This is a genomic window from Nostoc sp. (genome assembly GCF_036917415.1).
Lineage (GTDB): Bacteria > Cyanobacteriota > Cyanobacteriia > Cyanobacteriales > Nostocaceae > Nostoc.
Genome location: NZ_JBALDJ010000093.1, coordinates 157,142 through 169,974, shown reverse-complemented (window position 1 = coordinate 169,974; position 12,833 = coordinate 157,142). Strand labels below are relative to the sequence as shown.

At 41.7% G+C, this 12,833-nt stretch carries 13 protein-coding genes; 4 read left to right on the top strand and 9 right to left on the bottom strand.

Features of this window, described 5'->3' with window-relative positions; genetic code table 11:
- The first annotated feature begins 86 nt into the window (after positions 1 to 86).
- A complete protein-coding gene (gene coaE, locus V7K41_RS20740; RefSeq protein ID WP_334851177.1) occupies positions 87 to 683 on the top strand; it encodes a dephospho-CoA kinase in 597 nt (198 codons plus the stop codon).
- Between the two features lie 242 nt (positions 684 to 925).
- On the top strand, positions 926 to 1,231 hold the full coding sequence (locus V7K41_RS20735; RefSeq protein WP_334851175.1) for a hypothetical protein: 306 nt from the start codon (positions 926 to 928) through the stop codon (positions 1,229 to 1,231).
- A gap of 389 nt (positions 1,232 to 1,620) precedes the next feature.
- Here V7K41_RS20735 and V7K41_RS20730 read toward each other — a convergent pair whose 3' ends face one another.
- The gene (locus V7K41_RS20730) at positions 1,621 to 2,556 is read right to left on the bottom strand and encodes a putative 2-dehydropantoate 2-reductase (RefSeq protein WP_334851173.1); all 936 of its coding nucleotides are present in this window, start codon (positions 2,554 to 2,556) and stop codon (positions 1,621 to 1,623) included.
- A gap of 169 nt (positions 2,557 to 2,725) precedes the next feature.
- Here V7K41_RS20730 and V7K41_RS20725 point away from each other — a divergent pair, with 169 nt between their 5' ends.
- Together V7K41_RS20725 and V7K41_RS20720 are read left to right on the top strand one after the other, a co-directional pair.
- Positions 2,726 to 3,127, top strand: coding sequence for a fasciclin domain-containing protein (locus tag V7K41_RS20725; protein ID WP_334851171.1), 402 nt, complete (start codon positions 2,726 to 2,728; stop codon positions 3,125 to 3,127).
- A 202-nt stretch (positions 3,128 to 3,329) separates the two neighbouring features.
- Entirely contained in the window at positions 3,330 to 3,659 is a 330-nt protein-coding gene (locus V7K41_RS20720) for a hypothetical protein (RefSeq protein ID WP_334851170.1), read from the top strand.
- A 29-nt stretch (positions 3,660 to 3,688) separates the two neighbouring features.
- Here V7K41_RS20720 and V7K41_RS20715 read toward each other — a convergent pair whose 3' ends face one another.
- From V7K41_RS20715 to V7K41_RS20680, 8 genes are all read right to left on the bottom strand, one after another.
- Positions 3,689 to 4,249: a GNAT family N-acetyltransferase gene (locus tag V7K41_RS20715; protein WP_334851167.1), complete on the bottom strand. Its 561-nt coding sequence runs from the start codon at positions 4,247 to 4,249 to the stop codon at positions 3,689 to 3,691.
- Positions 4,228 to 5,583, bottom strand: a complete 1,356-nt coding sequence (locus V7K41_RS20710; protein WP_334851165.1) for a UDP-N-acetylmuramoyl-tripeptide--D-alanyl-D-alanine ligase — start codon at positions 5,581 to 5,583, stop codon at positions 4,228 to 4,230. The genes V7K41_RS20715 and V7K41_RS20710 overlap by 22 nt, the downstream gene beginning before the upstream one ends.
- 148 nt (positions 5,584 to 5,731) lie before the next feature.
- Complete coding sequence (locus tag V7K41_RS20705) at positions 5,732 to 6,178, bottom strand: tellurite resistance TerB family protein (RefSeq protein ID WP_334851163.1); 447 nt, start codon at positions 6,176 to 6,178, stop codon at positions 5,732 to 5,734.
- 176 nt (positions 6,179 to 6,354) lie between these two features.
- Positions 6,355 to 6,492 (bottom strand): hypothetical protein, encoded by a 138-nt coding sequence (locus V7K41_RS20700; protein ID WP_190240853.1) that lies wholly within the window; start codon positions 6,490 to 6,492, stop codon positions 6,355 to 6,357.
- A gap of 387 nt (positions 6,493 to 6,879) precedes the next feature.
- Positions 6,880 to 8,520 (bottom strand): sensor histidine kinase, encoded by a 1,641-nt coding sequence (locus V7K41_RS20695; RefSeq protein ID WP_334851159.1) that lies wholly within the window; start codon positions 8,518 to 8,520, stop codon positions 6,880 to 6,882.
- Positions 8,521 to 8,633: 113 nt separating this feature from the next.
- Complete coding sequence (locus V7K41_RS20690; protein ID WP_334851157.1) at positions 8,634 to 9,557, bottom strand: histone deacetylase family protein; 924 nt, start codon at positions 9,555 to 9,557, stop codon at positions 8,634 to 8,636.
- A 73-nt stretch (positions 9,558 to 9,630) separates the two neighbouring features.
- Positions 9,631 to 12,267: an EAL domain-containing protein gene (locus V7K41_RS20685; protein ID WP_334851155.1), complete on the bottom strand. Its 2,637-nt coding sequence runs from the start codon at positions 12,265 to 12,267 to the stop codon at positions 9,631 to 9,633.
- Positions 12,268 to 12,354: 87 nt separating this feature from the next.
- Entirely contained in the window at positions 12,355 to 12,477 is a 123-nt protein-coding gene (locus V7K41_RS20680; protein ID WP_334851153.1) for a hypothetical protein, read from the bottom strand.
- Positions 12,478 to 12,833 lie beyond the last annotated feature (356 nt).

Here is a 12,833-nt window from a genome sequence, read left to right as displayed (position 1 = left end):
AAATGACAAATGACAAATGACAAATGACAAATGACAAATGACAAATGACAAATGACAAATGACAAATGACAAATGACAAATGACAAATGACAAAACGTATAATCGGCTTAACCGGAGGTATTGCCACAGGCAAAACCACTGTCACCAATTATTTAGCTAGCACTTATAACCTGCCGATTTTGGATGCAGATATTTATGCTAGAGAGGCAGTATCTTTAGGTTCGCCGATTCTGGGCGCGATCGCTCAACGTTATGGAGAACAAATTTTACTATCAGATGGCAGCCTCAACCGTCAAAAGCTAGGTGAAGTTATCTTTAATCGTCAAGATGAACGCAACTGGATAGACAATTTGATTCATCCTGATGTGCGCGATCGCTTTCTCAAAGCAATTGCTCAGTCTTCCTCACAAATATTGGTGTTAGTAGTGCCTCTATTATTTGAAGCTGGGATGACTGATTTGGTAACAGAAATCTGGGTAGTGCGTTGTTCTCAAGAGCAACAACTACAAAGATTGATACAACGAAACCATTTAAATACAGAACAGGCACGAGCCAGGATTAACAGCCAGTTATCCATCGAAGAAAAAGTGGCTCAAGCAGATGTTGTTTTAGATAACTCTTCTACCCTAGAAATACTACTGAAGCAGATAGATGTAGCTCTAGCCACTACCAGTAGTGACTAGATTCCATTGATATTAAAATATATACATATATGACATTTTCAAGACATAAAAAATTTATTAATTAATACTAGATAGTTAAGCAAAAAACTTATATCTCACCAAATCTCGTCCAACAGTTAGGTGATTTTACAGTTGAATCTGCGGTTAATAGTACTGTAAATTTAAAAGAATCGGCTTTTAAATGAATTCTAAGTTTTATTTTTTAATTGTTTTTAAGTGCCTTCTCTTCAATCAGAACAGGTATGAACTTAAGTTTTAGTTTTTTAAATAAATTAGCTGTGGTTATCTCTCCAGTAACAGAATTAAAACAAAAGAAGAAAACCCATGATTACAGACAACAAGTTTGTGGAGGCGACTACATATTTGAGCGCCTCAATGAAGGAACAATCGGGTACATGACTGGAGTAGGGAAAAGCGTTAAAACCTGCGATCGCATTATTTTACGAGAAGGTTGTGAATCTTATCAATATCAAGTTGAAGAAATTGATTACTACTCCGCTCCATCTGATATGTGGATAGCTTTACTCAAGCAAATACCGAATGACTAAATATTAAAGTCAACCAGTTGCTTCAATTATAGAGTTCAATACAGTTCAGAATGAGCAACAAAATACCGATGTAGAGACGCGATTTATCGCGTCTTTAAAGACCAATTATCTACACGATTCTCCTTCTCTTACTAGATAATAGTAGAAGTAAGGTACATCATAGTCTGCTCCTCGCTTGTTACAGGTTTTCCTGGTGCTCGAAAACTGGCAAATTTAACTTCATTTTTAACATCGTAAAAATCTCTCCATTTGGTGATGTTGGTCGCTAGCGTAGTTCTAACTTTTCTACTTTGCTCTCCTGATACAATTATCCTCTCATTAAGGGGGAGGGGAGTGGTAAGTTAAGAGTTAGGAGTTAATAATTGCCTCTCTTATCTTTCCCATCTCCCTCACTTTTCCCTGGCATCTAAAAACTTCAACTGGTGATATAAACAGCTAATCTGCACTAAATCCACACCTACTGCTTGGGCTTTTCGTAATGGGTTGCCGAAAATTGCTTCTATCTCCAAGGGACGATGTTCGTCGTAGTCAATTTTCATACTGGGGCGGTAAGGTGTCATTTTCACAGTATAATCGAGCATTGTTTGAATGAAGCGATCGCTGATAATTCGCCCATAACTTTTCGCCCCCGCCGCTACTTCATACATCAACTGTTCAACTAACTTGCTAGTGTACTCATGCGCCATTAATTCATCTGTTCTAGCGTTGAGAATCACAGAAAGCCCATTGTAGGGGATATTCCACACCAACTTTTTCCAACGTGCTAGTAGTAAATCTTCAGCTAATTCAATTGAGATACCAGCGCTTTCAAAGTCATCAGCAATTTGCTGCATCCTCTCAGTTATCCCACTAGGCTGATAATTAGGGGTATATTCACTGAAGGTAATTTGCCCATAGTCTAAGTGGTGTATATGCCCTGGCCCCACTTTGTTAGAACATAAAAAGCACAATCCACCGATAACAGTTACATTACCAACAATTTCAGCAACTTCCTCTTCTACACCAAGTCCATTCTGTAATACCAACACTACCCCATTGTCTTTAACTACAGGTGGCAACATCTTTGGTAGTAAATGGTTTTGCGTTGTCTTCAGTGCCACCACCACCACATCGCATTGTGGCATCTTTTCTACGTCGTTGTAGGCGTGGACTTCAAGAAGGGTAAAGTCGCCGTCTTTGGACTCTACCACTAAACCATATTTGTTTACCTGTTCGTAATCGCTCTTGAGCAAAAAATGGACATCCAACCCAGCTTTTTGCAATCTTGCACCATAGAATCCACCTAATGCTCCAGTTCCCAGAATGGCATACGTGCGATCGGACATTTTTTTCTATAAGGGAATTTTCCTAGAAATATCATAAGGTGATGTCTGACGGGAGTACGCGTCTAGGTGTAGTTTATTCAACGCCTGATTTTAAATTTATTTTGTTTAATAAAACTTAAAATAGGTTTATTATCCTTTAAAATCTTTTGCAGAGATTTAGGTAAAATATATGGCTGATATTGTTGATATTGCAGTTACGTCTGAGTCCTTTAAAACACTGGTGGCAGCTGTACAGGCTGCTGGTTTAGTAGAAACATTAAAAAGTCCTGGCCCGTTCACTGTCTTTGCACCAAATGACGATGCTTTTGCCAAGTTACCAGCGGGAACTATCCAAACTCTGTTACAAAATATTCCCCAGCTAACGCGGATTTTAAAGTATCATGTCGTTCCAGGAAAGCTACTACAAACTGATTTGGCACAACTCGGTACGGTTAATTCTGTAGAAGGTTCACCCATTAAAATTGATTCTTCTGATGGTTTTGAAGTTAAAAATGCCACAGTTTTAGCAGCAGATATTGAAGCTGACAATGGTGTGGTACACGTTATCGATACAGTGATTTTACCGGGTTAATTCAGCTAGGGTGGGTGTTTTCCACCCTACTTATCCAAAATCTTTATAATTAACTAACTATTGAGTAGTATCAAAACGCAACTCAATATTTTAATTTATGTTATGTTTGCAATGTGATTACTCACTCATCTGTTAATGTAAATATAGTTATATTAAAATAAATTAAGTTCTTAAAAAGCTAACATCTATCCCAAGAAAATTAATGCTCGATTTTAACACCTTAGTAGAGTTCTCTCGTGGCAACTGTATAGGTATTTGTGCGTTTCTCGTACCAGCAAACTTGATTGTCACAATTTTAACGATGAGCCTAGTAGCCTTACGTCGCCCATCGTATCAAGTGTGGCAATCTGCTGGAATTGCCTGCTTTTTCGCTTCTGTAATGATACTGCACGTATATACTTGGTTTATGATTGGCGTGGTGATGGCTCCTACTTATATCTTGATGTGGCTAGCAATTACCTGTTTAGTGACTAATTTGGCAGCAATTCTTTTTCAAAGACGCTACAGTAACAGTCCTAGTCTTTCCAACTGAAGTTTATCGGGCGTCTATAGGTGATATTTTCAAAAAATCCATTCATGCTCAAGGATGGCATATAGCCAAGAGTCTCGCCATTCTCCCTTAATCCAATGGTGTTCTCGCAAATATCCTTCTTGTTGCATTCCGATTTTTTGCATAACTCGTGCAGAGGCAATGTTTTCTGGATGACAAGTCGCAAAGATGCGATGTAAGTCTAACTGCTGAAAACCAAAGGATAAAACTGCTTTGACAGCTTCAGGTGCATATCCTTGTCCCCAAAATTCCTGAGTTAAACAGTATCCAATAGAGCCTATTTTATTATCAGTATCCTGAACAGATATACGACAGATACCAATCAATTGCTTTCGGGGTTTTAAAGTTACTGCTAAGGCAAAATGTTGACGAGGTTCTTCCCCTTGCAATGAAATCTCTCTTTGCAAAAAGTTTTTGGTATCTTCTTCGCTATTTGGGCCAAAGGTTAAATAACGCACAACTTTAGGATCGCTAGCGTATTTATGAACTGCTGGCCAATCTGATTCTACAAAGTCTCGCAGTATGAGACGTTGGGTTTCTAGTGATAGATTCACTTGAGAAATTCTGCACATAACTGATTGACTACCCGATCTAGTCCTACAGAATGGGCGGCTTTGAATAATAAACGATCGCCTGCTTGCACAAATGTTTTCAACCTAGCCACCAACTCGGCATGAGTTGCAAAGCACTCCGATGGGATACCCTCGGCACTAAGAGCGATCGCTTCAGCATCTTGTCCATCTACCAAAACCAATAAGCCGTCTAAATTCAACTTTCGCACTGTTTCTCCCACTCGTTGGTGCAACTGCTGCGATCGCTCTCCCAATTCTTTCATTGCACCTAATACAGCAATCTTCCGGTTTCCGGGTGTGTCTGCCAATAATTGCAACGCTGCAATCATAGCTTCTGGTGCAGCATTATAAGTTTCATCTAAGATTACCACATCACTGGGTAAGGTAAATCGCTGCGATCGCCCTGTAGGCATATCCACCATCACACCTGCTTTTAAGGATGCCCAATTTATCCCCAACACTTTTGCCACCGCTAAAGCTGCCAAAAAATTAGTTGCATTGTGACGCCCAGGTAGAGGTAGAGGTAGTTGGATTCCTGCGACTTCCACAGTCTCGTTATCAATTAACTGCCCTTGAATATCCCCACCAGAAAAGCCGTAAGTTAAAACTTCTCCATGCCAAACTTTTGCTGCTGTGGCCATTAATAAAGGATTGTCGTGGTTGAGAATTGCCACACTACCAGCAGACATTTCCGCTAACAACTCACATTTTGCCTCAGCGATCGCTTCTTCCGAACCCAGTAACTCAATATGTGCCGTCCCCACATTGGTAATCACTCCAATTGTTGGCCGTGCTATATGTGTCAGTTCGGCAATTTGTCCCCTACCCCGCATCGCCATTTCAATCACGGCATAGTCATTTTTAGCGCCAAGTTCTAGGAGAGTTTTTGGAACACCAATTTCGTTGTTGTAATTTTCATAAGTTTTGTGAACTCGTCCCTTTGTTGCTAAAACTGCGGCGATCAATTCTTTGGTTGTAGTTTTACCCACGGAACCAGTTACACCAATTACAGGAATGTTAAAGCGATCGCGCCACCATCGACCAAGTTTTTGATATGCCTTGAGGGTGTCTTTTACCTGTAATACAGGAAATCCCGGATTTTCGTATTCAAAATCTACGATTGCAGCTATTGCACCCTTTGCGATCGCAGTTGGCACGAATTCATGTCCATCAAACTTATCGCCTCGGAAAGCGACAAATATTTCACCTGGCTTCAAGGTACGGCTATCTGTTTGGATACCGCTAGTTACTTGTGTTAAAGCAGTTTCAGATAAGTTTACAGAGTGGGCCAAAATAACTTCAGCCAGTTGGGTTAGCGTGACAGAACAAAGCATAAACAATTTATAATTTAAAGTTCAAAATCATAAAAGCAAAAAATAGTGGCAAAGAAGCTTAACTTCCGTGCCACGCTTTATTTATAAGCTACTTATACAGTTTAATCAAGTAAAGGACAATGGGCATAACAAGTTATGTTCGATCGCCCTATGCACGATTTTTAATCAAAATTACTTGCACAATTTGTATTGCTATCTCACTAGAAACCCCTAAAGCTTGATATAAATCATTTAAGAAGTTTTTTTCTTCTTCAGGTATAATACCTTCAGCTAGGACAAAATCGGTGGCTACTGCAAAGGCTGTTTCCCGCAAGTCTTGAGATAAAGAATCTTTTGCTGCATTAAACAAAGCATTAAAGTCATCACCTTGGAGAATGCCCAAAATTTTTTCAAACAGCCTGTTCATCATTTCATTGGGATAACTTTTAAAAAGTTTCATCCGAGATAGCACAGAAATGATAGAATTTGCTTGCTCAACAGAAAGATAACCGTCTGAAGCCGTTGCCGTCAATATAATGACAGCAAAAGCTTCCGCTGGACTGAGTGCTGCTTGGGCTTGGCTTTTTGTGCCCAACACAGCGTCGAATAGACCCATTGTAGTAGCTCCTTGGTTACAGTCCCAATAGCGTTACTGTTACCTGTATGTTTGGTAGATTTACAGGTAAGACTGTGATGCTTGAGACTTTCATCCTTTAGTGTTCCCAGGATTTATTCACGGCGAACACTTGTATCCAATGGTTTTTGGCAGGAACTACATTGCCATCTATAAACTTAGCGTTCTCCTGTTTTTTCTATAGTCTCAATTACCGCCAAACCTATACCAGAAGCTGCCATTAACAGTACGACTGATATCAAATAGGCGTTGGTCAGCATTCGTAGGGCTTCATCGAAAAAAATATAGGTGGTCATTGCTTCACCTTTGGAAATTTGTGCTGCTAGTACTTTTTATTTCTCCACACCCCGATAGGTGAATTTCGCTGAGAAACTGCTAGCAATTGCATCTTAACAAAACTTTAGCTCTTTCAGAACCCCATTCAAAATTTTTCTTTCTGAAGATTTGATGAACTTGACAAAAAAGGGCATTAAGCATAGGTCAGTAATCAATACTTCTTCTTTATCAAGGAAGGCAGGAGGCAGATAGCGCAGCGTTAGCGAGTCCGCGACGCCTTGGGAGCAGGGGTTTAAGACCTCACCGTTTATACGGCGCAAACAAAAAGGGAGGGGTCTGAATCCTCTCCCAATTGTTCCAACTGAGCCTCCTGCCTCCTGCCTCCTGCCTCCTGCTTCTTTGACATCTCAACTCGGCATTGGTTCAGGTTGATGAACAGGTATTTCAATCACAAATTTGGTGCCTTTTGCGACTGTGGAATCACACCATATCTTGCCATGATGTCTTTCTGTGATTATTTTGTAGCAGATAGATAAGCCCATACCAGTACCTTTGCCGATGGGTTTGGTAGTGAAAAAAGGATCAAAAATGCGCGATCGCACTTTTTCAGGTATCCCCGAACCATTATCAGCGATCGCAATCTGCACATGATTATCAGCCGTCATTTGAGTTGAAATCCAAATTGTACCGGGCTGTGTTTGTTGAGACTCTTCCAACTCATCAATTCCATTGGTCAGTAAGTTCATAAATACCTGATTGAGTTGTCCGGGATAGCACTCAACTAAAGGCAATTGACTATAGTTTTTAACGACTTCAATTGCTGAAAACTCTGGTTTTGCCTTGAGGCGATGTTGCAAAATCAGCAACGTATTCTCAATGCCCTCATGAAGGTCAACAGCTTTAAATTCGGATTCATCTAGGCGGGAGAAGTTACGAAGAGATAAAACAATTTGTCGAATCCGCTCACTGCCGATTTGGATTGATTGCAGCACCTTGGGCAGGTCTTGATTGAGAAAGTCAAATTCAACATCATCCAAAGTGTCTTGGAGAGTTTGGGGCGGATTGGGGTAGTGCGCCTGATAGCAGTAAACCAATTTCAGTAGGTCTTGAGTGTAGCTATCAATATAGTTAATATTGCCATGAATAAAATTTACAGGATTGTTAATTTCGTGGGCAACTCCAGCGACGAGTTGCCCCAGACTCGACATCTTTTCAGTTTGAACTAGTTGTACTTGAGTGTTGTGAAGCTGAGTTAAAGCTTGCTGAAGTTCCGTTGAACGTTGTTCTTTTTCAATCAGCAATGTTTTCACACGTGCGATCAGATCGTTGAATGCAGTTGCTAGGATGCCTGTTTCATCCTTGGCGATCGCCGGAGCTTGCAGGTCAAAGTTAGACTCTTGGGTGACTTTCTGCGCCACCTCTGTCACCAATAGCAGTGGTTTGGCAATGCTGCTTGAAATTTGCAATCCTAGAATCAATGCCAAAATCACACAACCGAAACTGGTGATAGCAATCGCAATCATTGTGGGTCGAGCTTGGGCGATCGCCTGGTCATACAGCGATGACCATTCTAAAATGACAGCACCATTGACCTGATTTTGTTCACCCTTCAGCGTTATGACAATGAGTTTAATTCCTTGGGGATAATCAACACTCTTTTCCAAAAAGGTTCTGGTCTTGGCATCCTGCATCGTTTGCTGGATTTCGTTGCCTTGGTCATGGTCAAAAATAGTGCCGACATTTTCAGGAACGGCATCCGCCAAAATCAGTTTCTGCCGATTGACCACTACAATATCGCGCTTTTGCAGAGCGTGCAGCAAATTGGTGTAGTGTTGCAGTTCGTCTGAACGTTCAATAGAAATAGGTTCTTTATCATAATAAGCATCGTGAGCGATGGAAGTGGTAATCACTTGGGCAACGTGTTCAGCTTCTGCGATCGCCAGAGTTTCAGCAATTTTCTGGCTTTGGGCGATCGCAACTGCACCAACAACACTGGTTAATAAAGAAACACCAACAAAACTTCCAACCAGTTTGTGAGAAATTTTCATAACGATAGGTCAGCTATAACCACCTCAGCATTTAGCGTTCCCAAATCTTCGCAGAGAGTTGAGGCTGTTAGCTTTGGTGATAGACTGCGATCGCTATAGTTTGTATTAGGTATTTAGTAAAGTAAACAGGATTCAATTGTCGCTACAACTGATTGCGAAAGAGTATCAAAATCGTAACCACCTTCTAAGCCAAAGAGAATTTTACGAGTTAACCCTAGACAATAATTAGTAAATAAAGCGTAGTCTTCTGGCTGCAAATTGATACTTGCCAAAGGATCTGCGGCATTGGCATCGTAACCAGCACTCACAATTAGTAAATCTGCCTGAAAGTTTGCTAAAAACGGTACAACCTGTCTTTCAAATAGTGGCTGATATACTGCAATATCACTACCAGGAGGTACTGGTAAATTTAATACATTATTATGAAAGCCGCGTTCTGTGGCTCTGCCAGTACCGGGATAGCAGGGATATTGATGTAGGGAACAGTAGGCGATGCGGGCTTCGGTTTCGACGATCGCTTGAGTACCATTACCGTGATGCACATCCCAATCGAGGATGGCGACACGGTTAACTCCGGGTTGTTCGAGGGCAAATAAAGCGGCGATCGCGGCATTAGAAAATAGACAAAAGCCCATCCCCGCATCACTTTCTGCATGGTGTCCGGGAGGACGCGCTAGTACAAAAGCTGGATTAACCGACCCTAACACAGCCTGAACTCCATCCAACCATGCACTGACTGCCAACAATGCCACATCATAACTGCGTGGGGAAACTGGCGTATCTCCATCCAAAGGGCCGCCGCCACTAGAGGCGATTTGCGACAGTTTTTTGATGTAAGCTGGGCTATGAGCTTTAACCAACGAAGACATCAGTGATGCTTGTTCTAATGCTGGCGTAGGCGATCGCCAGGTAATTCGATCTGCGAATGTAGCTGCTTTTAGGGCATTTGCGATCGCAATCAAGCGTTCTGGTTTTTCAGGATGGTATTTTCCAGTCTTGTGATCTAAAAATTCGTCAGAATAGATGACTGGCAGCATAGGACGAAAAAGGTCGGCAGCAGGACAATGAAGTTTATTGTATCCTCACTGGTACAAAGAGTTTTTCCTTGTACTAGATTGTTGGTCGTTTACCTTCGAGGATTTCTGTTGCTTTCTGTCCAGGAAGTGGGCGGTAGAATAAAAAGCCCTGTACCTCTTCGCAGTTGATAGATTTTAAGAATTCTAATTCCTCTTCCTTCTCTACCCCTTCTGCTGTTAACTTTAATCCCAAGCTGTGTCCCAAGGTTACTATCGCCTGGATAATATGAGCTACTTTGGCATCCTGCGTCAAATATTGAATGAAAGATTTATCTATTTTCAGATTGTGGAGTGGCAAAAGTTGTAGGCGTGAGAGCGAGGAATGACCTGTACCAAAGTCATCAATGGAAATGTAAACACCCATCTGCTGTAGCTCCTCTAACACCTTTGTGGTAAAATCTAAGTCCTCAATCGCTGTGGTTTCCATAATTTCTAGTTCTAAAAAGCGCGGCTCTAGACCTGTTTGTTCTAAAACCTTGGCTATAGTCTCTACCAATTTGGGTTGGCGGAACTGCTTTAGAGAAAGATTGACAGCGATCTTAATCGGTGGCAATCCAGCATCTTGCCATGCTTTATTTTGGCTACAGGCGGTCTGTAGCGTCCATTCGCCGATGGGGACAATTAATCCACTTTCTTCGACCAGGGGAATGAACACACTGGGAGCGACCAATCCCATCTCTGGGTGCTGCCAACGCAACAGAGCCTCCATACTAGTAATTTCTCCGGTGGCAATGTTCACACGAGGCTGATAGTACAGCGTAAATTCATTGCGTTCTAGGGCATAGCGCAAGCTCTTTTCTAAAGTCAGGAGTTCAGGATTTTTAGCACTCAGGGAAACACTATAGAATTGGTAGTTATTCCGTCCTTTGTCCTTGGCATAGTACAAAGCGGCATCTGCATGCTGGATAAGTGTTTCGGCGTCAGGGCTGTTATTATCAAGTAAGGCAATACCGAGGCTGGCAGTCACATAAAGTTCATGCTCTTGGAGATGAAAAGCATCCTCAAAGGCTTGTAAGATTCTCTGCGCCACCAAAGTTACCTCTTTAATATCACTAACTCGTGGGAGTAAAATAGTAAACTCATCGCCTCCCCAACGGGCTACAGTGTCTCCGCCTCTGAGTGAGTCTTTTAATCTTTGAGAGACGCTTTGTAACAATTGGTCTCCCAGAGTGTGCCCCAGAGTATCATTAATGACTTTGAAGCGATCCAGATCGAGGAAGATTACAGCTAAACTTTCGTCATTTCGAGTGGCGTTGGGCAGAGTTTTACTGAGCAGCTCGTTAAATAGTAGACGATTGGGCAACCCTGTCAGCACGTCATGGAGGGCTTGATGGCGAATCTTTTCTTCTACTTGTTGACGCTGCCGCGCACCAATGATACTAGCGGCCATCGTCAAAAGAGTAGATTCTTCGTGCTTTGACCAATGACGCTCAAAGGTGCAGTCTGCCAAGCCAAGATACCCCCAGAAATCATTATCCAAGCGAAGAGGCACTAAGAGAAGAGATTGAATGCCATCTCGAATCAGGAATTCTTGTTCGGCGACAGGAAATTTTTGGGTGATTCCGCTAATCAACTTGCCGCTAGAGAGAACTGTGTACCAACGGGCTAATCCAGAGGTTTGATAAGGCTGATTCTGCCAATGGTTGCGGGTAGATTCAATACAAGATTGTGTCCATTCAAACCGTAGGCTGACTGCCATTTCTTCTGTAACAGGATGGGGATGGTTCTGAAAGAGATAGGCACGATCTGCCTTGGCAGCTTCGCCCAGTACAGCTAGAGCTAGATCGATACCAGTTTCGTAATTCATTTCTCCTAGCAAATAATTGGCAGCTTCTGCAACTGCTTGTAACAAGCGATCGCGCTGGCGCAATTCGGCTGTAGCTTGCTTTTGCTCTGTAATATCCCTAATAATAAAACTTCTAATTAAATCACTTTCAGGAAGATAGAGAACGGATTGTTCAAAAACTTCTGTACCTACTTCCACCTCCCGCACAAAAGAATTGTTTTCTAGATTGTTAACTCCAATTAAGAGTTCCGTTAAGATTGGGTGTTCTGTCCCAACTTCCCTAAGATTGGGAAACTTGATAGCTGCGGCTGGATTGAGATAAGTAATTCTTCCCTCGAAATCCATCTCAATAATTGGATTGGGGATGAGTTCAGGGAAGGATGCTAGGCGAGCTAGGGCGGACTCACTAGCTGCTTCAAAGCTGGGATCGATGGCTAAGGTTTGAAAAGGATTGGCAGGACTGCCTTGCTCTGATAAGAAACCAGATAAGTCTTCAACATCAAAAGATTCAGAAAATGCTTGTTCTGAAATATTGGAAATAGCATAATATTTAGCCTGAGCTTTATTACTGCCAAAAGCAATGATATCTCCATGCCTAAGATTATGAGAAAAGCATTTATTACCATTTACAAATAAGCCATTAGTACTTCCTTTACCCTTATAGTTGCCATCAATAATCTGGAAGCCGTATTGGTCAGTTTCTGGAACAGTTACTCGCAATAAAATTGCATGTTGCATTGATACTGACCGGGAAGCCAAGACAATAGTGTTTGCAGGATGCCGCCCCAGAGAATAAGTAGTCTCTCGTAAGGGGACAGTTCGCCGCCCTTCCAGGTCTTGGATGACCAACAGATGGCGTATTTTTTCCCGCTCATTTCCTCGCATGGCTGTTCCTCAATTTCTCATATAATTAATATTTATGTCTTAGTCTAAAAAAGACTGCTCCTATAAGTCCAGAATTTCAAGCTGCACTTATGGTAAAATTTGCTCAATCAAAGTTCTCAACCATCTGCGTAGCCGTAGCCCGCCGCAGGCATCGCAAAATTGGTATAAGGGTGTAGACCAGCCTTTACCTTCATGATTGACCGCAAGCACTCTTCTTTTTGTCGAATAAGTTGGCTAATTGTTCAATCAGTTTTTTTAATAGAAATTCTAGTTGTTTTCTCTACTCATACATAAGTTATAAACTTTGTTCCTTTGTCTATATCATCTAACCTTGTCTTTCTTAGGATACCCAGATTAACAATTCAAAATTAAAATTTCAAAATTGTACCCTTACAGGGAAGCAAGCTAGGCGTAGCGTCACGTAAAGCCTGCGGCATAGCTACGCTTAGGGCACAGCCTCTTGTAGAGAAAAGAGTTACATGAGAGAATTTCAATCCTGACTAAAACTGAACAAAGTCGGAGCCAATCTGCCTCCGAGCTAAATATAGATGTTGGCCTTAGCCTCT